The organism is Nonomuraea longispora (assembly GCF_004348345.1).
Taxonomy (GTDB): Bacteria; Actinomycetota; Actinomycetes; order Streptosporangiales; family Streptosporangiaceae; genus Nonomuraea; species Nonomuraea longispora.
This window is the reverse complement of the sequence record NZ_SMJZ01000013.1, coordinates 1-21,146: the sequence shown is the minus strand read 5'-3', so window position 1 is coordinate 21,146 and position 21,146 is coordinate 1. Positions and strand designations below refer to the sequence as shown.

At 69.9% G+C, this 21,146-nt stretch carries 16 protein-coding genes; 12 read left to right on the top strand and 4 right to left on the bottom strand.

From position 1 onward, the window contains the following. Positions 1-170 precede the first annotated feature (170 nt). The 9 genes from E1267_RS05795 to E1267_RS05755 all read left to right on the top strand — a co-directional run bounded on the left by E1267_RS05795 (position 171) and on the right by E1267_RS05755 (position 12,903). Positions 171-1,850, top strand: a complete 1,680-nt coding sequence (locus tag E1267_RS05795) for a substrate-binding domain-containing protein (protein ID WP_132330537.1) — start codon at positions 171-173, stop codon at positions 1,848-1,850. 120 nt (positions 1,851-1,970) lie between these two features. Further along, on the top strand, positions 1,971-3,533 hold the full coding sequence (locus E1267_RS05790; protein WP_165959475.1) for a sigma-70 family RNA polymerase sigma factor: 1,563 nt from the start codon (positions 1,971-1,973) through the stop codon (positions 3,531-3,533). Between the two features lie 292 nt (positions 3,534-3,825). After that, entirely contained in the window at positions 3,826-4,194 is a 369-nt protein-coding gene (locus tag E1267_RS05785; RefSeq protein WP_132330533.1) for a hypothetical protein, read from the top strand. Further along, positions 4,191-5,318, top strand: a complete 1,128-nt coding sequence (locus E1267_RS05780; protein ID WP_132330531.1) for a GNAT family N-acetyltransferase — start codon at positions 4,191-4,193, stop codon at positions 5,316-5,318. Before E1267_RS05785 ends, E1267_RS05780 begins: the two co-directional genes overlap by 4 nt. A gap of 147 nt (positions 5,319-5,465) precedes the next feature. Beyond that, positions 5,466-6,299, top strand: a complete 834-nt coding sequence (locus E1267_RS05775) for a glycosyltransferase family 2 protein (protein ID WP_132330529.1) — start codon at positions 5,466-5,468, stop codon at positions 6,297-6,299. 11 nt (positions 6,300-6,310) lie between these two features. Next, on the top strand, positions 6,311-7,252 hold the full coding sequence (locus E1267_RS05770; protein WP_132330527.1) for a glycosyltransferase family 2 protein: 942 nt from the start codon (positions 6,311-6,313) through the stop codon (positions 7,250-7,252). Next, on the top strand, positions 7,249-8,052 hold the full coding sequence (locus E1267_RS05765) for a polysaccharide deacetylase family protein (RefSeq protein WP_132330525.1): 804 nt from the start codon (positions 7,249-7,251) through the stop codon (positions 8,050-8,052). The genes E1267_RS05770 and E1267_RS05765 overlap by 4 nt, the downstream gene beginning before the upstream one ends. Continuing rightward, the gene (locus tag E1267_RS05760) at positions 8,045-9,361 is read left to right on the top strand and encodes a lipopolysaccharide biosynthesis protein (RefSeq protein WP_132330523.1); all 1,317 of its coding nucleotides are present in this window, start codon (positions 8,045-8,047) and stop codon (positions 9,359-9,361) included. The genes E1267_RS05765 and E1267_RS05760 overlap by 8 nt, the downstream gene beginning before the upstream one ends. Positions 9,362-10,680: 1,319 nt before the next feature. Next, positions 10,681-12,903 (top strand): hypothetical protein, encoded by a 2,223-nt coding sequence (locus E1267_RS05755; protein WP_132330521.1) that lies wholly within the window; start codon positions 10,681-10,683, stop codon positions 12,901-12,903. Positions 12,904-13,164: 261 nt separating this feature from the next. Here E1267_RS05755 and E1267_RS05750 read toward each other — a convergent pair whose 3' ends face one another. The 3 genes from E1267_RS05750 to E1267_RS05740 form a co-directional block, all read right to left on the bottom strand. Continuing rightward, positions 13,165-14,553, bottom strand: coding sequence for a glycoside hydrolase family protein (locus E1267_RS05750; protein ID WP_246063499.1), 1,389 nt, complete (start codon positions 14,551-14,553; stop codon positions 13,165-13,167). A gap of 100 nt (positions 14,554-14,653) precedes the next feature. After that, positions 14,654-15,412 (bottom strand): SDR family oxidoreductase, encoded by a 759-nt coding sequence (locus tag E1267_RS05745; RefSeq protein WP_132330517.1) that lies wholly within the window; start codon positions 15,410-15,412, stop codon positions 14,654-14,656. A 73-nt stretch (positions 15,413-15,485) separates the two neighbouring features. Continuing rightward, on the bottom strand, positions 15,486-16,511 hold the full coding sequence (locus E1267_RS05740; RefSeq protein ID WP_132330515.1) for a phosphotransferase family protein: 1,026 nt from the start codon (positions 16,509-16,511) through the stop codon (positions 15,486-15,488). Between the two features lie 158 nt (positions 16,512-16,669). On the opposite strand from E1267_RS05740, the gene E1267_RS05735 reads away from it, so the two are divergent. Together E1267_RS05735 and E1267_RS05730 are read left to right on the top strand one after the other, a co-directional pair. Further along, a complete protein-coding gene (locus E1267_RS05735) occupies positions 16,670-17,752 on the top strand; it encodes a GNAT family N-acetyltransferase (protein ID WP_165959474.1) in 1,083 nt (360 codons plus the stop codon). Continuing rightward, on the top strand, positions 17,749-18,882 hold the full coding sequence (locus E1267_RS05730) for a DegT/DnrJ/EryC1/StrS family aminotransferase (RefSeq protein ID WP_132330513.1): 1,134 nt from the start codon (positions 17,749-17,751) through the stop codon (positions 18,880-18,882). The genes E1267_RS05735 and E1267_RS05730 overlap by 4 nt, the downstream gene beginning before the upstream one ends. On the opposite strand, the gene pdxR is transcribed toward E1267_RS05730, so the two are convergent. Next, positions 18,863-20,206 carry a MocR-like pyridoxine biosynthesis transcription factor PdxR gene (pdxR, locus tag E1267_RS05725; protein WP_246063497.1) on the bottom strand — a complete coding sequence of 448 codons (1,344 nt, stop codon included), beginning with the start codon at positions 20,204-20,206 and terminating at the stop codon, positions 18,863-18,865. The genes E1267_RS05730 and pdxR overlap by 20 nt on opposite strands. Before the next feature lie 165 nt (positions 20,207-20,371). Between pdxR and E1267_RS05720 the strand changes: the two genes are divergently transcribed. Beyond that, complete coding sequence (locus E1267_RS05720; protein WP_132330511.1) at positions 20,372-21,010, top strand: pyridoxamine 5'-phosphate oxidase family protein; 639 nt, start codon at positions 20,372-20,374, stop codon at positions 21,008-21,010. The last annotated feature ends 136 nt before the right edge of the window (positions 21,011-21,146 follow it).

Genomic DNA, 21,146 nt, shown 5'->3' with positions numbered 1-21,146 from the left:
GAGTATCGTTCCCGGAGTATTGCGGAGCTTCTCCCGCTAGGGTCTCCGGAAGGTTCCAACACACCTAAGAGGGCATCGTGGGGCGACACCGCACAGACGATCTCGACGGCGGATACAGAGCCAGCGAACCTCCACCCCCGCGCAAGCGTTCAAGCAGCGGTCGCGGCAGGGTGCTCGTGCCGCTGGCCGGGGCCGTCGCGATGGCCGTGCTGCTCGGCGTCGCCGCGTTCGTCATCTTCAACAGGAACCACGACTGCTCGAGCGGCAAGCTGCCGCTGCGGGTCGTCGCGACGCCCGACATCCATCCCGCGCTCAACAAGATCGCCGGCAACTACAACAAGGCCATGAACTCGATCGACAGCAAGTGCGTCGAGGTGACCGTGGCCAAGGAAGCGGCGGCGAGAACCGCGAACGCGCTGGCCGCGGGCAAGGTGCCGGCCGACTTCTGGGTGGCCGACTCCAGTCTGCTGATGGAGAGCATGAGCCAGGCCTCGGGCGGCGAGGCGCTGCCGCAGGTCGAGGGGTCGATCGCGACGTCACCCGTGGTGCTGGCGGCCGCCAAGTCGGCCGCGCCCAAGCTCGCGGACACCCTGCAGCCGAGTTGGAGCGCGATGATCGCGGCGGCGAACGTCGCGAACGTGGACGGGCCGGGCAAGAAGGTGCGCGTGCTGGCCCTCGATCCTCAGAAGAACTCGGCCGGGCTGGCCGCGCTGCTCGCCGCCGCCGGCACCGCGAAGGAGGCCAAGCAGGACAAGGCGCTCGTCGGCGCGCTGAAGGAGCTGTCCGGGCAGCTCGCCCCCGACTCGACGGCGCTGCTGGCCAGCCTCACGGTGAAGAGCAGCAGGATGCCCGTCGGGGTCACCTCCGAGCAGGCCATCCACGCCCACAACAAGAAGAAGCCGGAGGCGCCCGTGGTGGCGCTCTATCCGAAGGAAGGCACGCTCAACCTCGACTACCCCGTCACGATCCTGGCCAAGGACCCGGCGGTGCTGAAGGCGGCGGCGGACTTCAAGCAGTACCTGACCACGGAGTCGGCCGCGAAGACCCTGCGCAACGCCGGGTTCCGCGGCATCGACGGCAAGGCGGGCGACGCGCTGTCGGAGGAGGACGGCTTCACCACCGACCCGCCGACCGCCCTGGAGCCGCCGGACACCGCGACCGTGGCCCGGATGGTACAGACCTGGTCCAGGCTGAACCTCGGCACCAGGCTGCTCACCCTCCTCGACGTCTCGGGGACGATGGCGTTGCCGGTGCCCGGCACCGACATGACGCGCATGCAGGCCATCAACAAGATCGCGACAGAGGGTCTCGGGCTCTTCCCCGCCGACTCCGAGGTGGGTCTGTGGACGTTCTCCACCCATCTGGACGGACAGGACAAGGACTGGAAGGAACTCGTGTCCGTCGGCCCGCTCAGCGAGTCGATCGACGGGACACTCCGCAAGGAGGCGCTGGCCAAGACGTTCTCCCAGATCAAGGCCAAGCCCACGGGCGACACCGGGCTGAACGACACGATCAAGGCCGCCTACACGGAGCTGACCAAGACCTTCCGGCAGGACAAGATCAACACCTTGCTGATCCTCACGGACGGCGCCGGCAACGACGATCCCGACGGCGGCGTCAAGAACGCCGAGATCCTGCAGTACCTGAAGAAGACCTACAGCCCGAAGCGGCCCATCAGCATCCTGCTCATCGCGTTCGGCCCCGAGGCCGAGAAGGGGAAACGGCAGATGGACGCGCTGGCCAAGGCCACGGGCGGCGAGGCGTACATCGCCAAGGACATCCTCCAGGTGCGCGACTTCTTCCTGCAGGGCATGGAACGCCGCCTCTGCTCACCCAACTGCGACGGCTGACCTGTGAGAGGGCCGGACTCCCCTCATGCCCATCGGGTATGGCGGGCGAACCGGCCTGAAAGGGGCGGCGTCCTCTCCGCGTGGGGCTGAGTGCCCGTACGACCCGCGGGGAGGGAATCCGTGCCTGGATGGCCGACCGTCGACCGAGCCGACGATCAGGAGCTCGTTGAGGCTCTGCGCCGCGCGGACGCCGACGCCCCCGCCAAGCTGTACGACTCGTACGGCGAACGCCTGCACGACTACGCCTGCACCCTCATCGAGGAGCGGGAGGTCGCCGGGGACGCCGTGCACGACGCGCTCGTCACCGCCCAGGGGTGCGTGGACCGGCTGAAGGAGCCCGTCAGGCTGCGGGCCTGGTTGTACGCGCTGACCCGGTTCCAGGCGCGGTCCAGGCTGTCGTACCGGAGCGGCACCCCCGTGGAGGGCATGCCGCTGCCGGATCCCGGCGAGCACGACGATCCCGAACTGGCCGACCTGGTCTACGAGACGCTGGGCGAGCTGAGCAGGAACGAGCGCGAGGTCCTGGTGTTGTCGCTGCGCCACGGCCTGACCCCGGCCGAGACGGGCGCGGTGCTCGGGCTGACCTCGCGCCAGGTGACCTCCAGGCTGGGCCGCGCGCGCGACCACCTGGAGAACGCCGCCGCCGCCGTGGTGCTGGCCAGGACGGGCCGGGCGCACTGTCCCGACCTGTCGGCGATGGTGGACTCGTGGGAGGGTCCGCTCACGCCGCTGCTGCGCCGGCGGTTGTCGGGGCACATCGGCGGGTGCGAGGTGTGCACCGAGGGCCGGGACCGGCAGATCTCGGCCCTTCGGCTGCTGGACATGGTGCCGGTGGCGTTCGCGCCGCTCTCGCTGCGCCGCCGGGTGGTCGACACGTGCGTCAACCCGGAGCGCGACCAGACCCGTACGTTGATCACCGATCGGGGCGACAACTTCGACCGGACGGGTTTCCCCGTGGCCGCCGAGGGCCGCTCGCGCCGCCCCGGGACGCGCCGGCTCGCTCCGGTGGTCCTCGCCGGGGCCTGCCTGCTGGCCGCGACGGGCGCCGTGGTCGCGATCAACGGCCGCGACGCCTCCAGCGGCTCCGCGCTGCCGTCGAAGCCCTCTCCGGCGTTCTCCGTGGCGGAGAGCCCCTCCCCCGAGCCCGTTCTGGAGGAGGACGAGGAGGAGCCATCGTTCTCGCCGTCGCCCACGCCCAGCGCGACGCGGCCGGCCAGGCGCACGCCGAGCGGGCGGCCGGTCGCCACGCGCCCCCGCTCCAGGCCCGCCCCCGTCCCCACGGCCATCCGGCGCAGGCCCGCGCCGGGTCCCAAGCTCGTCGCGTCGTGCCCTGACGGGATCGACGGACCGGCCAGGATCGGGCTCCGCGCCCGCAACGCCGCGGTCTCCTGGGTGGCCACGGCCTCACAGGGCCTGGACGTGCATCCGGCGAGCGGGTCGATCAGGGCGGGCGGTTCGGTGCGGGTCGTGGTGACGGTCGCCGACCCGGCCGTCTCCGGCAGCGGCCGCGTGGCCTTCACCTCGAACGGCGGCACCAGGTCCTGCTCGTTGTCCTGGGTGGCCGACGAGTGGCCGCCGGCCACCGACGCGCCGGACGGCGATGTGCCCACGGACATCTCCGAGCCTCCCGAGACGCCCACCGCCGGCGTGGAGAGCTCCTCCGTGGACACCATGGACGAGTGAACGGGTAGGGTCCACACCACAGGCCGGTAGATCGAAACTTAGACGACAATTAGGCATAATTCCGGCCCTGGCTCGAACATCCTGCGTCTCATAGGGCATTCTGGTGTGCTTGGAGACCACTCCGGGGCCGACGAGCGCTTGACCATGTGTTGAAGTTCACACGAGAAAACTCAGCCGGCGCGTGAACCGGTCAGCGTCACCAAGCGTCGGCATTGACGTGCCAGGCGCTGATTGGTCCCATGAACTGCGATCGAACACGCTCCTACCAGGAAGATCAGGAGAGACACAGGAGATGCTCAAGCACCGCAGAGCGCTGGCGTGGGTGCTGGCGCTCGCCTGCATAGCGGGGGCGATCGTCGCGCTGTTCGACATCGAGACACCGCTGCGCCCGTTCTTGATCTCCCTGTTTCTCCTGTTCGTTCCTGGGGCCGCAGTGGTGGGACTGTTGCGGGATCGTGATCCCCTTGCCGCACTATCAGTAGGGGCCGCCGCGAGCCTCGTGCTGAACGTGCTTCTCGCTCAGGCCATGCTGCTCTTCAACGCGTGGTCTCCGAGAGCCGGTGTGGCCACCGTCGCCGTGCTCGGAGGGTTCATGTACGTGCTTCGCGTGTTGTACCGGGGGAAGAGCATGCAGACCGAACAGGGGGCCAGGGCAAGGTGAACATCCAGGTAGTTCGGCCGGGAGAGCTCGGAGACTCCGAGCGCGCCCGGTGGCGGGAGCTGCAGAAGGCGGACCCGAGTCTGGACAACCCGTTCCTGTCCGTCGAGTTCGCCGTCGCGATGGACCGTTTGCGCGACTACGTGAGGGTGGCGGTCCTCTCCGACGGCAACGGCATCGCCGGCTTCTTCCCGTACGAACGGCACAGCTTCGGCATCGGCAAGCCCCTCGGCGGCTTCCTGACCACCTGCCACGGCCTGATCGCCGCGCCGGAGCTGAAGCTCGACGCCAAGGCGCTGCTGCGGACCTGCAAGCTCAGCGTGTTCGACTTCGACCATCTGGTGGCGGGGCAGCCCACGTTCGCCCCATACGAGCAGGACGTGCGGCCGGCTCCGGTCATGGACTTCACCTCGGGGTTCGAGGCCTGGATCGACCAGGTCAAGGCCAACTCCCCGAAGAACCTCAAGACCGTCCGCTACAAGGAGCGCAAGCTCGGCAGGGAGCAGGGCGAACTGCGCCTCGCGTGGGCGTCCGCAGACCCCGAGGTGCTGCGCACGCTGCTGGCCTGGAAGTCCGACCAGTACCGCAGGACCGGGCGGGTCGACAGGTTCGCCCAGCCGTGGATCGTCGAGCTGACGGAAATGATGCATGCCGAGAAGTCATCGGACTTCGGAGGCGTGCTCACCATGCTTTATGCGGGCGACGTGCCGGTGGCCGGACATTTCGGCCTCCGCACGGCGACCACCCTTGTAGGGTGGTTCCCCGCCTACGACACCGAGTTCGCCCGTTATTCGCCGGGCATCGTCCATCATCTGCAGATGGCCGAGGCCGCCGCGAACGACGGGCTGCACATGGTCGACATGGGCAAGGGCGGCAAGGAGTACAAAGACTGGCTCAAGAGCGGGGTCCTGTACGTCGCCGAGGGCCGCATCTCCAGACCGTCCGCGACCGCGGCGGTGCACTGGATCGGCAGAACTCCTTTCAACAAGGCCCGAACAATTGTCATGGACCGGCCGTCTCTTTATAAGGCGGCCGACCGTGTCCTCAAGGGCTTTGGTCGGGTGCGCACCTCAGTGCAACAGCAGGAGTCACCCAATGTAGTCAAGGAAGCATCGGGAGCGGGTTGACCGCTCCCACCCCCGGCACCAGCACACACCCTCACTCTCCACACAGGACCCGCCCGTGCACGGCACCCCGGTTCCGTCGTTCCCGCAGCACCCGGGAATGACTTCGTCCGGCGCGCACGGGAGGGTCCCGGAAGGACATTCCTCGCCATGAGTCCCGAGATAACCAAGCACAACGGCAAGCTCCAGGCCACGCCCCTCCGCTCGATGCCGCCTCCGTCGAGCTTCACGCCCGTGACGCCGCACCTCGCCATCTCACCGACGGTGAGCGTGGTCGTGCCCGCCATGAACGAGGCCGAGAACCTGCCGCACGTCTTCGCCACCATCCCGCAGTGGGTCGACGAGATCGTGCTGGTCGACGGCAACTCCGTCGACGACACGGTCGCCGTGGCCAGGCGGCTGCGGCCCAACGTGAAGGTCGTGACGCAGACGGGCAAGGGCAAGGGCGACGCCCTGGCCGCCGGTTTCGCGGCGTGCACCTGCGACATCATCGTGATGATCGACGCCGACGGCTCGACCGACGGGCGCGAGATCATCAACTTCGTGGGCGCGCTCGTGACCGGCGCCGACTTCGTCAAGGGCTCGCGCTACGCCGCCGGCGGCGGCAGCGACGACCTGACGTTCAACCGCCGTCTGGGCAACAAGGTGCTCACCGGCATCGTCAACGTGATGTACCGCACGCAGTACACCGACCTGTGCTACGGCTACAACGCCTTCTGGGCCCGCCACCTCAACGTGCTCGACCTCGACTGCGACGGCTTCGAGGTGGAGACGCTGATGAACGTGCGCGCGGCCAAGGCCGGGCTGAAGGTGCACGAGGTGCCGAGTCACGAGCGCAATCGCATCCACGGCGAGAGCAACCTGCACGTCGTACGCGACGGCTTCCGCGTGCTCAGGACCATCCTGAAGGAGTGGCGCCGCCAGCCCTCCCCGCCCCAGCCTGAGCCCACCGCCGCCCCTGCAGCTGACCGAGGCGTCGCATAAAAAGGACCGTTGTGAACACGTCTGTTGTCATCTGCGTCTACACCGAGGACCGGTGGGAGGACATCAGGCAGGCAGTCGAGTCGGTCGAGAACCAGACCCGCCCGGCCCACGAGCTGATCCTGGTGGTCGACCACAACCCCGACCTGCACCTCAAGCTCAAGCGCGAATATCCACAGGCCATCGTGGTGGAGAACACGCACGAGCAGGGGTTGTCCGGAGGCAAGAACACCGGCGTGGCCACGGCCAACGGTGAGATCATCGCGTTCCTCGACGACGACGCCGTCGCCGATGCCGGATGGCTGGAAGCTTTGGAGGAGGGCTTCCAGGAATCCGGCGTGGTGGGCGTGGGCGGTCGCACCGACCCCCTGTGGGCGTCCGGCAGGCGGCCGCGGTGGTTCCCGTACGAGTTCGACTGGACGGTCGGCTGCACCTACCGCGGCATGCCCGCGGTCAGGGCGCCGATCCGCAACGTGATGGGCGGCAACGCCGCCTTCCTGCGCGACGTCGTGTCCGAGGTGGGCGGCTTCCACAGCGGCATCGGGCGCAGCGTCCAGGGGCGCAGGTCGCGCCCGTTGGGCTGCGAGGAGACCGAGTTCTGCATCCGGCTCACCCAGCGCAAACCCGGCTCCGTCATGCTGTTCGAGCCGCGCGCGGTGATCGGGCACAAGGTGTCGAAGCAGCGCGAGGGCTTCGCCTACTTCCGGTCCAGATGCTACGCGGAGGGCCTGTCGAAGGCCCTGGTGACGCAGGAGGTCGGCACCCAGGACGGGCTGGCCAGCGAGCGGGCGCACGCGATCAAGACACTGCCGCTCGGCGCGCTGCGCGGGATCGGCGAGGCCCTGCGGGGCGACGTCGGAGGGCTCGGCAGGGCCGCCGCGATCGTCATCGGGCTGGCCTGGACGACCTGGGGCTACGTGGTGGGCACGGCACGACTGAAGGCGGCGCGCTCATGATCCGTGTCCCGATCCTGATGTACCACTCGGTCACCGACAGCCCCAACGACGAGACGCGGCCGCACTCGGTGCGGCCCTCCGACCTGGCCGAGCAGCTGGCCTACCTGTCGGAGCGCGGCTTCACCCCGCTCACGCTGGGCGACCTGGTGGCCTCACTCAACAAGAACAACGGCCGCTCCATGCCCGACAAGCCGATCGTGGTGACCTTCGACGACGGCTACGCCGACTTCCACAGCCACGCGCTGCCGCTGCTCGAACGCTACAACTTCCCCGCCACGGTCTTCCTGACCAGCGGCTGGGTGTCCGACGCGGGCAAGGACGCGGCGGGCAGGCCCCTGGACGGCATGCTGTCCTGGGGGCAGGCCCGCGAAGCCGCGCAGACCGGCATCGAGATCGGCGGCCACAGCCACAGCCACCCCCAGCTCGACCAGCTCCGCATCGAGGACCTGCGTCAGGAGCTGCGCAGGAACAAGGGCCTGCTGGAGGAGAAGATCGGCGCGCCGGTCGCCACCATGGCCTACCCCTACGGCTACTCCAGCGCCCGCGTACGCCGTGAGGTGCGCAAAGCCGGCTATTTCGCCGCCTGCGCCGTCAGCAACACGATCGCCGCGGACCGGCACGACATGCTGGCCATCCCCCGGTTGACGGTCGGCAAGGGCACGACCATCAACATGTTCAAGCGCGCCGTCGAAGGCACCGCCGTACCTCTCATCTACATGCGCGAGCGCATCCTCACCAAGGGGTACGCCGTCGTGCGCAGGACGAGGTACGGGCTGCAGCGGGTGCGCGGCAATGTCTAAGGTCTGGGGACGGATCCTCGTCGACCTGCGCAACCCGCTCTTCCGGCAGGGTTACGCGCTCATGGCGAACACCGTCATCACCGGCGTGCTCGGCATGGGCTACTGGCTGCTGGCCGCCCACTACTACTCCCCCGAGGAGTTCGGCCGCGGCCAGGCGGTGATCACCGCGATGCGGTTGTTCGCGTCGCTGGTCGCGCTCGGGTTCGTCGGTGCGCTCGCCCGCTACCTGCCGGTGGCCGGCCGCCGCACGCCCGAGCTCATCCTGCGCGGGTACGGCCTGGCCGCCGCCACGGGCGGGGTCGCGGCGGTCGGCTTCCTGCTGACGCTGCCGCTGTGGGGCGAGACCTACTCCGTGCTCGCCGGGTTCGGGCCCGGACTGTTCTTCCTGGCGTCCGTGGTGGTGTGGGCCGTCTTCACCCTCCAGGACGTCGTGCTGACGGGCCTGCGCAGGGCGCCGTTCGTACCGTTGAACAACCTCATCTTCGGCCTGGTCAAGATGGGCCTGCTGGTGGCGCTCGCCGGCGCGCTGCCCACGGGCGGCATCTTCGCCTCCTGGGTCATCCCGACTGCGCTCGCCCTGATCCCGATCAACTTCCTGATCTTCGGCGTCGTGGTGCCCCGGCACACCAGGCAGGCCGGCGCGGAGCAGCAGCCCCCTCGTCTGCGCGAGATTGGAAGGTTCCTGGCCGGCGACTTCCCCGGGACGCTGTCGATCCTGGCCATCGTCTACCTGGTGCCCGTGGTCGTCGCCACCCAGGTGGGCGAGGCCACGTTCGGGCGTTTCTCGATGGCGCACACCCTGGCCAGCATGATCGAACTGCTGGCCATGAACATGGCGGTGTCGCTGACCGTCGAGGGCTCCTTCGACCGGTCCCAGCTGGCGGAGAACTGCCGGCGGGCGTTGCGGCGGGCCTTCATGATCGTCGTACCCATCATCACGGTGGCGATCGCCGGTGCGCCACTCATCCTGACCGTCTTCGGGCCCGCCTTCGCCGAGGAGGGCACGACGCTGCTGCGGCTCATGGCGCTCGCCGTGCTGCCCCGGGTGCTGATCGAGGTTTATCTGAGCGGGCTCCGGGCCCAGAGCAGGGCGCGCACGCTGGCCGTCGTCCAGATCGGGCTGGCCGTCCTGGTGCTGGTCTCCACGCTCGCGCTGTTCCCCTTCGCCGGGGTGAACGCGGTGGGATACGGGCTGCTGGCCAGCGAACTGCTCGTGGCGCTGTTGATCTTCGGAAATCTGCGTAAGATTCTCGGATTCGGCGATACAGGTCGACCGGCTGTCACTCAGGGGTCGTCCAGGACCGCATGATGGTCAACGCGAGGCAACGGGACAGCGATGGCGTGACGACACCGGGGACCACGGGCTCCCCGGACGCGCGCGGGGACAAGGAGGACTCAGACGTGCCCTTCGATCCGGAGGCTACCGGGATCATCCCGAAGCTGACGTTCGAGCCCCCTGGTGAGGGCTCCGGCACGTCTGAGGAGAGCGAGGCGGAGGCCGCCGAGACCACCGCCGATCCCGGCCCCGACCGCACCACGGCCATCCGCCTCCCGGTGCCACCGGCGTCGGGCAAGGGCGACCCACAACCTCCGGGTGCTTCTCCGGAGTCCGCCCCTTCTCCGGAGTCCAGTGCTTCTCCGGGGTCCGGCGGTTCTGCGGGGCCCGGTGGATCGCAACCGTCCGGGGGTTCAGCGGAGCCGTCGGCGGGATCGCAGGCATCCGGCGGTTCCTCGCAACCGCCGGGAGGTTCCCAGGCGTCCGGGGAGACGAAACCGGCCGGTGGTGCGCGGCCGTCCGTGGGATCGCGACCGTACGGCGCGGCGCGGGCCGCCGCCACCGCTCAACCCTCCGGCGGTACGAAACCCGCCAGCGGCTCGAAGACGTCCGGCAAGACGAAGCCCGGCACCGGCACACGACCGTCCGAGGGCAAGCCATCCGGCGGTCCGACCCCACCGCCCGGCGGTCCTCAGGGCACCGCCACATCGCGAAGTTCCGGCACGTCGCAGGGCACCGGTAGGTCACAGGGTGACGCCGGCAGCGGCAGCGGCAGGGCAAGCACAGGCGCACCCGCCGGCGGACGCGGCGAACCCAGCGCAACGCGGCAAGTCGGCGACAGCGAGAAGACGCGCGCGATCGGGCAGGTCGGCACTGGCGCGGCGGCTACCGGGCGCGAGCAAGCCGGCACCGACGGACGCGAACACAGCAGCTCGGCCACGCGCGGACAGAGCAGCACAACCGGGACCGGCCAGGCCAGCGGGCCCCAGACCGTCCGACCGCAGCCGGCGAGCGGGCCCCAGACGGTCCGTCCGCAGCCGGCGAGCGGCTCGGCCCACACCGTGCAGGGCGGGGGTTCTTCCGGCGACGCGCAGCAACCGGCCGGCGGTGCTCAGACCGGTAACGACTCGAGATCCGCGAGCGGCCCGCAGCCGGCCGGGCATGCGCAACCGCCCGGTGGGACGTGGTCCGGGGCACTCGGCGGGAAACCGGGCACCGAGGATGACTCCCGCGCCACCAACCCGAACGTCGCAGTGCCCCCCGCGGCGGGAGGCCCCCACGCCGGCGCCGGAGCGCCGCCCGCGGGCGTGGGTGCGCCGCCCGTCGGGGCGCCGCCTCAGGGGCCCGTAGGTGTGGCGCTGGAGGGACCCCAGGGGCCGGCCGGAGGGCCGATCGCCCAGGTGCGGGCGACGGCGCAACCGCAGGCGTTGCGGGCCCGCGTCAGCGCGCTGATCGCCAGCGCGCCCCGGTGGTTGCCCGTGGTGCTGGTCCTTGAGGGTCTGCTCATGTTCATCCTCGCCGTCAAGGTCTCCCCGGGGCCGCTGCGAGGTGTGGACCCGGCGGACATCGACGGTCTCGGGCTGATCTCGGCGCTGCCCGTCACCGCGTTCCTCGCGATCCTGATCATGATCGTGTCGTTCTTCGTCACGGTCGCCCAGAGCACCGACCGCAAGTTCCTGCTGTTGTTCCAGATCGCCGCCATCGCGTTCGCGCTGCACGGCGTCGGGTCGCTGGTGGCCAGTGAGCCGCGTTTCCCCACGGCGTACATCCATGCGGGTTTCGTGGAGTTCATCAGCAGGACGGGCGAGACGGCGATCAGCATCGACGCCCGCATGGGCTGGCCGGGTTTCTTCGCGTTGTTCGCGTTCGTGACGAAGGCCGCCGGCATCAGCGACATGACGACGATCCTGCAGTGGACGCCGCTCCTGTCGAACCTGCTCTACTTGCTCCCGTTCGTGCTGATCCTGCGCCAGGTGGTGGCGACCACGCGGGCGCGGTGGTTCGCGGCGCTGCTGTTCGTGCTGGTGCAGTGGATCGGGCAGGACTACTTCTCGCCGCAGGGCTTCACGTTCGCCCTGTATCTGGCGTTCGTGGCGATCCTGCTGAGATGGTTCGGGCGGGTCGAGCCCCGGACCCGGCCGATCGCGACCAAGGGCCTGCGCAAGCTGCTCGGCAGGCTCGACGCCATGACGCCGGGCGAGCTGGCCAACACCGGCACCTACCGGGCCGACAAGCTGCTCATGCTCATGATGTTGCTGGCGCTCTTCATCGCGTCGGTGGCCTCGCACCAGATCACGCCGTTCATGATGCTCGGTGTGGTGACGGCGTTCCTGCTGGTCAAGCGTACGTCGCTGACATGGGGGCTGCCGTTCTTCCTCGGGCTCGTGGTGGCGGCCTGGATCAGCTACATGACGGTCGGCTTCTGGTCCAGCCAGATCGACACGATCTTCGGCGGGCTGGGCAACGTCCTGTCCAACCTGCGCAGCAACACCGGCGACCGGATCGAGGGCACCGACCCCGCCCACGCGATGGTGTTGCAGGCCCGGCTCGGCATCCTGGTGGTGATCCTCGGGCTGGCGGCGGCCGGGTTGTTCCGGCGGCTGCGGCGCGGGGTGTTCGACAGGTCGGCGCTGGTCCTGCTCTGCGTGCCCGTGCTGGCTCTGGGCCTGCAGAGCTACGGCGGCGAGATCGGGCTGCGCATCTACATGTTCGCGCTGCCCGGTGCGTGCCTGCTGGCCGCATACGCGTTCTTCCCCAACCTGCCGGCCGACAGCGCCGACGTACGCGAGGAGACCGTGCCGCTGCGTAAGCGGAACGTGCGCTTCAACCCCGAGCTGACCAGGAAGATCTCGGTCGTGCTCGCGGCGTGCTTCGCGGTGGTGTTCGCGATGGCGTTCCTGCTGGCGAGGTACGGCAACGAGAAGTTCGAGCGGGTCACCACCGGCGAGGTGGCGGCCCTGCACCACGTCTACGACCACGACAAGCCCAGCGCCAGGGTGCTTTATCTGGTGCCCAAGCTGGGGCCGGAGGTCACGCCGACCCTGCCGTGGGGCGAGCGGGACGTCGAGTTGGTCGCCTTCAACGAGCAGGCGCTCGTGCACAAGGACCCGACGAAGATCACCGACGCGGTGAAGGCGCTGCAGGGGCAGCCACGTAACTCGTACCTGATGGTGAGCACCGGCCAGGTGAGCTACCTGCAGCTCAACGAGGGTTATCCGGTGGACTGGGGGGAGAAGTTCCGCGCGGCGCTGGACGCCTCGCCCCATCTGAAACGGGTGTACTCCAACGACGACGCGGCGCTCTACACCTGGAAGAAGTTCGTCAGGGGGACCGAGATCCCCGAGCCACACCCCTACAAGGGCCGCGGCGACCCCACCTCGCCGTGGACGCCGGTGGGCATCGGGGCGCTGGTCGTGACCTGGGTGGCGCTGTTCGGCTATGAGATCATCCGCCTGAACGGCCCCGCCCGGGCGCGCAAGGCGCGTAAACGCCTGTTGTTCCTGGCGGTTCCGGCGTTCGTGGTGGCCATCGCGGTGGTCATCGAACGCTTCATCTACATCGCGCAGAACAACTGAAATCCCGGGGAACCCACGCCGTCTGCTGTTCCCCGGGAGGTCCTGACGACGTGCGCGCCGTGGGTCCGGCGCTGCTGTCGCTCCACCGGCCGGTCCGCTTCAGCCGCTCGTGGCTCGGCGGGCCGGTCGAGTGGCTGCCGCGTTGTCGATCGTGTCAGCCGGTCACCCGCGGCGGCACGTCGGTCTCACCGCACCCGCGCTGGTGGGGGGCCACGACGCGGTAGCGGCGGCCATCCGGTGGGCGTGCTGTCGTCCGGTGCTTCACATGCCCCGGCCGGCCCACTTGATCTCGTACGGCCGCAGGGTGACCCGCTTGCCGTCGACGGTCGCGTTGACCGCTTCGCCGGACGTGTTCACCATGACGACCTGGCGCTCCTGGCCGATGGCTCTGATCCGCTGGTCGGAGGTGGGGACCTTGGTGACCTCGACCCCGGCGGGGAACCACTTGGTGAACCCGCTCAGCAGGCCGGCCATCGGCATCTCGCCGCCCACCTTCGGCGCCCACAGGCAGCCTGGGCACCCGGTTTCGTCCTTCTGCTGCGGGTTCCAGTACAGCGCCGTAGTGACGCCGCTCGTGGCGAACTCCATCAGCGCCGTCGCCTGCACCGCCGTGCGCTGCTCCTCGCTCCAGCCGGAGTTCTCCGGCTCGACGTACCACTCCGCCCACCACACCGGCAGGTCGCCGCTCTTCTGCCGCAGCCACGAGGTGATGGCGCTGAACTTTGCCTGGGCACCGAAGTCGTCGGGGATGTTGTCTTTGTCGGTGGTCATCGACGCGCCGTCGACCACGATGAAGTCGGCGCCCTGCTTGTTGTCGATCCAGTACTGGATGGCGTCGAGCGCGCGCTGGTCGACGCTTCCCCAGGGGCCGGTGAGCTCGGAGGGCTCCTGGGGGTTCGCGTTGCTCTCGATCGGGACGTACGGGCCGCCGACCTTGATGTCGGCGCTCACCTTCTTCAAGGCCGTGTAGACCTTGTTGTACAGCTCGGTGTACGCCTTGGCGTCCCACTTGTTGGTGGTCGGGTCCCAGAAGCCCTTGAACTCGTTCCAGACCATGTAGTGCTTGACGGTCGGATACTGCTTGGCGACCTTGACGGCGAGCTCGGCGAAGTCGTCGTAGTGCTCGGGCTCGGGGGCGACGGTGTGGTTCTTGCTCCAGTCGGTGCGCCCGGCCCTGCCGCCCTTCATCCAGTCGGGCGCGCAGCACAGCGTGATCACCGGCATCCCTCGCGACGACGCGATGAAGGTCAGCCGCCGGTCGAGGTCGCGGAAGTTGACCTGCCCCGGGCTCGGCTCGGGGTTGCCGACTCCCCAGCCCATGATGTGCTGGTTCTGCACCATCGGCACCCGGCCGAGCAGGCCCTTGGCCTGGTCCTGGACCTGCTCGGGCTCGTTGTCGACACTGTATTGCGTGTGCGTGACGCCCCAGCGCGGCCAGTTGGCCAGCGCGGGCGGCTTGTCCAGCTTGGGTGCCGGCTCGCTGGGCACCGTCGTGGCGACCTCGGCGCCGCTGAACTCGCTGCGCTCCCCGGACGTGAGTGAGGCGTAGACCATGATGCCCGCCACGAGGACGACCGCGAGGATGCCTGCTCCAAGGGCGATCGGCCACGGCGAGCGTCGGCGCGCATGACGGCCATCGGTCGGAATCACTGAACGCTCCTCATCCAGACGTGCCCCGCAAGGGGCGACCATACAGAAAGGCCGGACGCAGCACCGGCCTGATGAGGCTAATCGTCTCGCTCACAAATCGCTATTCGTCAGCAGCACGCGGTGGCCGCTGACCGCCGGCCGGGCCGGGCACCCCGGCATAGCGGTAGGGGACCGGCTGCCTACCGGGCTGGACGATGAGCAGGGTGCCCGGGGTCTCCGCGTAGAAGGCGGACTCGACGGCGGCGGCCACGTCGTCGGCGGTGAGCAGAGGGAAGCCGGCGTTGACGAACATCTCTCGTGTTTCGGCGACCAGCGGCGTGTCGGTGAAGCCGGGGCACACGGCGCCGATGCGGATGTTCCGGGCGGCCAGCGGCTCGGCCAGCGCCCTGACGAGGCCGACGACGGCGTGCTTGGTCATCGTGTAGACGGGGTCGCCGGAGAAGGCCACGAGCCCGGCCAGGGACGCGGTCGCCACGATGGCGCCGCCACCGGAACGGGCGAGGAGCGGGACGCCGGCCCGGACGCCGAAGACGACGCCGTCCACGTTCACGCCGACCACCTGGCGGTAACGTTCGGCGTCGAAGTCGGTCAGGTCCACCCGCCCGCTGACGCCGGCGTTGAGGTGGACCAGGTCGAGCCGGCCGTACTGCCGCTCGGCCAGCGCGACGGCCTCGAGCGAGGCCTCCTCGTGGCTGACGTCGGCCTCCAGCCAGACGCCGCCGACCTCCTTGCCCAGGCGTTCCGCGCCCTCGCCGTCGCGGTCGACGAGCACGCATTTGACCCCGCCGGCCGCCAGTCGGCGTGCCACGGCGGCTCCGATGCCACTGGCCGCTCCGGTGATCAGTGCAACTGTGCTCATGGCGCTCCTTGCGGGGTCGAAACCGTGGGTCCAGGCTGGTCGAGCGTCTCAGGGTCTGCCGGGCTCGGGGCGGTCAGTGCTGGTCGAGCATGCGGTGGGCGCGAGCGATCAGCGTGGGTACGGCGGAGCCGATGCGGTCGAATCCCTCTCCCACGGTCTTACCTTGCCGGAAGCGGGCGTGGATACCCTCCACGATGACCGCCAGCTTGAAGTTGCCGAAGGCCACATAGAACCCGAGATCCGAAATATCCCGACCTGATGCCTTGATGTAGTGGCTCGCGAACTCGGCCGCGTTCATGAACCCGGGCGCCACCGTCACGTCGCCCGCCACCGGGATCCCCGCCCGCTCGTCGTCCCCGGCGTCGTGCCAGTACGTCAGCGTGAGCCCCAGGTCGGCCAGCGGATCACCGAGGGTGGACATCTCCCAGTCGACCACGGCCGCGATCTCGAGCTCCCCCATCGTGATCAGCGTGTTGTCGAGCCGGTAGTCGCCGTGCACCAGCGTGCCGGCCGACTCGGCGGGCAGCCGCTCACGCAACCGGCCGACGAGCCGGTCGTACTCCGGCGACTCCGCCGTCTTCGAGCGCTCCCACTGCTGGCCCCACCGGTCGAGCTGCCTGGCCAGGTAACCCTCCGGCCGCCCGAAGCCGGCCAGCCCGACCTCGCGGTAGTCGACTGCGTGGATGGCGGCCAGCACCTCGGCCAGCCGCTCCGACAGCCGCCGCGCCTGCTCAGGCGTGTGCTCGCCGAGCTCTTCCCTGGTCCGCACGGCAACGCCCGGCACGTGCTCCATGAGGTAGAACGGCGCCCCGAGCACGTCCTCGTCGGCGCAGAACGCTACCGGACCCGGCACCGGCACGGGCGTCGGCGCGAGCGCCGAGATGACCCGGAACTCGCGCCGCATGTCGTGGGCGGTGGGCAGCACGTGACCGAGCGGCGGCCGGCGCAGAACCAGCCGGCGGTCGCGGGCCTCGACCAGATACGTCAGGTTCGACCGTCCACCCGGGATCAGCGAGACGGACAGGGGCTCGCCGGCGTCGGGCAGGTTCCGGCCCATCCACGCGACCAGGCTGGGACGGTCGATGCCAGGTACGGTCATGAACACACATTAGAACCTCATTCGGTGCTGAATGCCAGCTGAGAGTTGCGTAACGTTCCAGAGCAGGGGCGATCCGCCAAGAGCTGAGATCCTTTACCCTGGGGGGTATACGTCTGCCCAGACGCTGGACAGAGAGTGGCAGCACACAGTAGGAGACCATGCGCGTCACCCTTGCCCTGCCTCGTGAGCTGGGAGAGCCCGAGATCGATCGGTGGCGGAGCCTGCAGGAGCCCGGCACCGTCTTCGACAATCCGTTCCTGTCGCCCGAGTTCACGATCACGGTCGGCGAGGTACGCGACGTCGTCCGCGTGGCCGTGCTGCACGACGGCCCGGAGATCGTCGGGTTCTTCCCCTTCGAGCGGCATCCGCTGGGCATCGGCAAGCCCGTGGCCGCCGGGCTCACCGACGCGCAGGGCATCGTCCACGTCAAGGACCTCGAGCTCGACCCCCGCCGGCTGATCAAGAACTGCGGGTTGTCGGTCTACGAGTTCGACCACCTGGTGGCCGGGCAGCCGCTGCTCGACTCCCGGCACGAGCGGCACCCGTCGCCGATCATCGACCTGAGCGAGGGCTACGAGCGCTACACCGAGTTCCTGAGGCAGCACTCCGGCAAGACGTACAAAACAACTCTGGCCAAGGCGCGCAAGCTGGAACGCGAGGCCGGGAAGATCCGCCACGACTACGCGACCGCCGACGTGGCGCCGCTGCGCACGCTGCTCGGCTGGAAGACCGACCAATACCGTCGCACGGGCCGCACCGACCGCTTCTCCCAGCGGTGGATCGTGGAGCTGGTCGAGCGGCTGCTGGCCACCCGGTCGGACAGCTTCGCCGGGGTGCTCGACATGGTCTACGCCGACGACCAGCCGGTGGCCGGGCACTTCGGGCTGCGCACGAGCACCACGCTGGTCGGCTGGTTCCCCGCCTACGACCCGCGCTTCGCCAAATACTCCCCTGGCCTCATCCACCACCTGGCGATGGCCGAGCGCGCCGCCGGGTCCGGCATCCGCGTCATCGACATGGGCCGGGGCCAGAAGGAGTACAAAGACAAGCTGAAGACCGGCGAGTTGCAGGTGGCCGAGGGGCGCGTGGCCAGGGCCGGCGCGTCGGCGGGGGTGCACTGGCTGTTGCGGGTGCCCGCGCGCAGGACACGCGCCGCGGTGATGGCCAACCCGATCTTGCTCAAGACGGCCGACAAGGCGTTGAAAACCTATGGAAAGCTGCGTACTGTCCTACAAGGATGAATTTGATCGCAGAGCGCACGGGTCGTCACTGTCTGTCGCTTCCTTCCAACCGGCTCGGCCTCTATCTGGCATTACGCCACTGGTGCCTGCCCGGTCAGCGACTGCTCATGTCGCCCATCTCGGCCGACGAGATCCTGTTCCTGGTGCTGGCTGCCGGGCTGCGGCCGGTGATCGCGCCGCTCTCCGCCCGTGACGGCAACATCGACGTCTCACGGCTCGATCTCGACGGTGTGGACGCCGTCCTGACTACCAACCTGTACGGCCTGCCCGACCGCGTCTCCGCCCTCACCGGCAAGGTCCTCATCGAGGACGTGGCCCACGCCCTGGAGAGCCACGTCGACGGCCGGCCGCTGGGGACGTTCGGCCAGGCGGGCGTCTTCAGCCTCTCCAAGCACGCGGGGGCCGGCTCGGGCGGCGTGCTCGCCGTGGAGGACAGGTCCGACCTGGAGGCGCTGACGCGCGCCCGCGACCTCCTGCTGGCCCCGGGCTCCCTGCGTGCCGACCTGATGAGTGTCGCCACGTCCGCGGCCCGCCAGGTGGCGCTCCGCACCAACCTCGTACGCCCCGCGCTCGCCCTCTCCCGGGCCCTCGGCCTGCACGAGCCGCGCGACGGTTACCGCATCCCGCTCGACCCCGAGGGACTGCGGCTGGCGCTCAAGCAGGCGCCCGCGCTGCCGCCGTTCGACCCCTGGGTCCGCGCCGACCTGCACGACTACCGCCGCCGCCGGGGCCACCTCGTCCGCTGGTACCAGTCGAGACGGGTGGCCCAGGTCCCCCGCACGCGGGCGCGACGCCTGGCGGGCGTCCGGCGGCTGGCCGAGCTGCCCACGGTCGCGCCCGCCGTGCTCGACCATCTGGACCAGCCGCTGTTCCGCGTGCCCCTGCTGGTGCGCGACAGGGACGCGGCCATCGCCGAGTTGGAGCGGCACGGGGTGGCGACGGGTTACCTGTACGACCCGCCCTACGACGACTACGCCCCCGCCTTCGCCGAGGCGTCGCCGCACCCCGGTCCCGCCCGCTGGTGGGCGGCGAACGTGCTGCCCGTCGATCCCCTGCACGCCGCCCGTGCGCTCCCCGTCCTCAGCCGCCTGCGGCTTCCGGACCGCCCTGTCAGCCCGTCAGCCGCCTGATCAGATCGGCCAGGATGCGGCAGCCGCGCCGGAGGTCGGCATACGGGGCCGAGCCGTAGCCGATGACCAGGCCGTGCAGGCGGGGACGGCCGTGGTGGTGGGGCTCGATGGAGTCGACCAGGACGCCGCTCTTCCTGGCCCGTTCGACGACGGCGGGCGCGACGGCCTCGGGCAGCTCGGCCAGCACGTGCAACCCCGCCGTGTCGCCGCGCAGCCCGCAGACGGGCCCGAGCAGCTCGACGACCAGTGCGCGGCGGCGCGCGTACTCGAGGCGCATCCTGCGCAGGTGCCGGTCGAGGTCGCCGCGCTCCAGGAGGGTGGCGACGGCCTGCTGCACGGGGCCGCTGGTGCGGTCGGCCACCGAGAGGCGCAGCCCGGCGACGCGGTCGACGAGCGCGGGGTCGCCGACGAGCCAGCCGACTCCGACGTCAGGTGTGAGGGTCTTGGAGAGCGTTCCCAGGAGCACCACCCGCTCGGGGTCGAGGCCGTAGAGGGCGGGCAGCGGGGCCACGTCGTAGCGGAACTCGGCGTCGTAGTCGTCCTCGACGATCGTCGCGCCGGTGTTCCTGGCCCAGGCCAGCAGGCGTTCCCTGCGCGGGATCGGCAGCCGGCCGCCCAGCGGGTACTGGTGGGCGGGCGTGGTGTAGAGCACGCGCAGGTCACGGGGAAGTCCGTCGACGACGACGCCGTCGGCGTCCACCGGGCACGGCACCACCTCCGCGCCCCTGGCCGCGAAGACCGTGCGGGCCACGTGGTAGCCGGGATCCTCGACGCCCGCCCTGGCGCCCGCGCCGAGCAGCGCCAGCGAGCACAGGTCGAGCCCGTTGCCGGTGCCCCGGGTGACCAGGACGTTCTCGGGGCCGACGGCCACTCCCCTGGACCGGCGCAGGTGGTCGGCGAGCAGTTCACGGAGCCGCGGCAGGCCGTAGGGGTCGGGCGATTCCCCTGGCGGCAGGTCGGCCGCCTTGCGCCAGGCCCGCTTCCACGCCGCCCGGTCGTGGTCGCGCACCCAGGGCCGGCCCGGCGTGAGGTCGATCACGCCGGCCGCGGGCAACGGCTCGGGGGGCACGCGCGCCTCCTGTGACGGCCGCTTGCGAGGGCGGCGCGGCATGTCCATGTCCGCCACGTACGTGCCGGAGCCGTGCCGCCCGTCCAGCCAGCCCTCGGCGTACAGCTGCTGGTAGGCCTCGGTGACCACGGTCCTGCTCACCTCCAGCTGGACCGCGAGCGCCCGCGTGGACGGCAGTCGCTCACCGGGCGCGAGGGCGCCGTCGAGCATGGCACGGCGCAGCCAGCCGGCCAGCTGCGCCGTGAGCGGCTCCACCGAGTCGCGTGACAGGGATACGGGCAGGTCGACGTGTGTGCGGGCGGTAGGCTGCGGTCGGCGGGCCACGGTGGACGGCGGAGTGTGCACAGGCGAAAGTGGTCTCTACGAAGGGGCCGATAGTGGCCCTATAGGATAGGTCCACTTCGCCCGTACGGTCGAACCATGCTCTCCACCACTTCACGCACCAGGCTCGGCCGCGCCAAGGAGCGCGGCAGCACCGACAGGAACGATCTCCACGAGGTGCTGGACACCGCTCTGGTCTGCCATCTGGGCGTGGTCGTCGACGGCCACCCCATGGTGGTGCCGACCGGCTACGGGCGCATCGGCGACACCCTCTACCTGCACGGTTCCACCGGCGCGCGCTCCCTGCGGGCCGGCGACGGGAGCGAGGTGTGCGTGACGGTGACGCACCTCGACGGCATCGTGCTCGCCCGCTCGATCTTCAACCACTCCTTCAACTACCGCTCGGCGATCATCTACGGCCGGCCCCGGCTCGTGACGGACCCCGACGAGCGCATGGAGGCGCTGCGGGCGCTGTCCGAACATCTCGCGCCCGGCCAGTGGGACTACGCCCGGCGGCCCTCGCGCAAGGAACTGGTCGCCACGAGCGTGCTCGCGCTGTCGCTGGAGGAGGCGTCGGTCAAGATCCGGCGGGGCGCGCCGAAGGACGAGGAGGAGGACCACGAACTGCCCGTGTGGGCCGGGGTGGTGCCCATCGTCACGTCCTACGGTGAACCGGAGCCCGATCCGGTACTCCCAGAAGGTATCGCCATCCCCGTTCACGTTCTCTCCCGGGAGTAGTTCCATAAAGCAGGCACACCTGGAAAACCTGACTCCTTGATCAGACGTCTCATCAGGTGGGCCATCCTGATGGGAGAGGCATATGCGGTGGAGCGCTCCCGGATACACCGAGGTCAAGCAGCTCGGGGAGGGGGCC

Excerpts from the sequence above, each read along its gene's own strand:
- E1267_RS05785 (WP_132330533.1), top strand. The coding sequence starts at position 3,826 with ATGCTCAAGCACCGCAGAGCGCTGGCGTGGGTGCTGGCGCTCGCCTGC.
- E1267_RS05720 (WP_132330511.1), top strand. The coding sequence starts at position 20,372 with ATGCTCTCCACCACTTCACGCACCAGGCTCGGCCGCGCCAAGGAGCGC.
- E1267_RS05730 (WP_132330513.1), top strand. The coding sequence starts at position 17,749 with ATGAATTTGATCGCAGAGCGCACGGGTCGTCACTGTCTGTCGCTTCCT.
- E1267_RS05760 (WP_132330523.1), top strand. The coding sequence starts at position 8,045 with ATGTCTAAGGTCTGGGGACGGATCCTCGTCGACCTGCGCAACCCGCTC.
- E1267_RS05775 (WP_132330529.1), top strand. The coding sequence starts at position 5,466 with ATGAGTCCCGAGATAACCAAGCACAACGGCAAGCTCCAGGCCACGCCC.
- E1267_RS05740 (WP_132330515.1), bottom strand. The coding sequence starts at position 16,511 with ATGACCGTACCTGGCATCGACCGTCCCAGCCTGGTCGCGTGGATGGGC.
- E1267_RS05765 (WP_132330525.1), top strand. The coding sequence starts at position 7,249 with ATGATCCGTGTCCCGATCCTGATGTACCACTCGGTCACCGACAGCCCC.
- E1267_RS05735 (WP_165959474.1), top strand. The coding sequence starts at position 16,670 with ATGCGCGTCACCCTTGCCCTGCCTCGTGAGCTGGGAGAGCCCGAGATC.
- E1267_RS05745 (WP_132330517.1), bottom strand. The coding sequence starts at position 15,412 with ATGAGCACAGTTGCACTGATCACCGGAGCGGCCAGTGGCATCGGAGCC.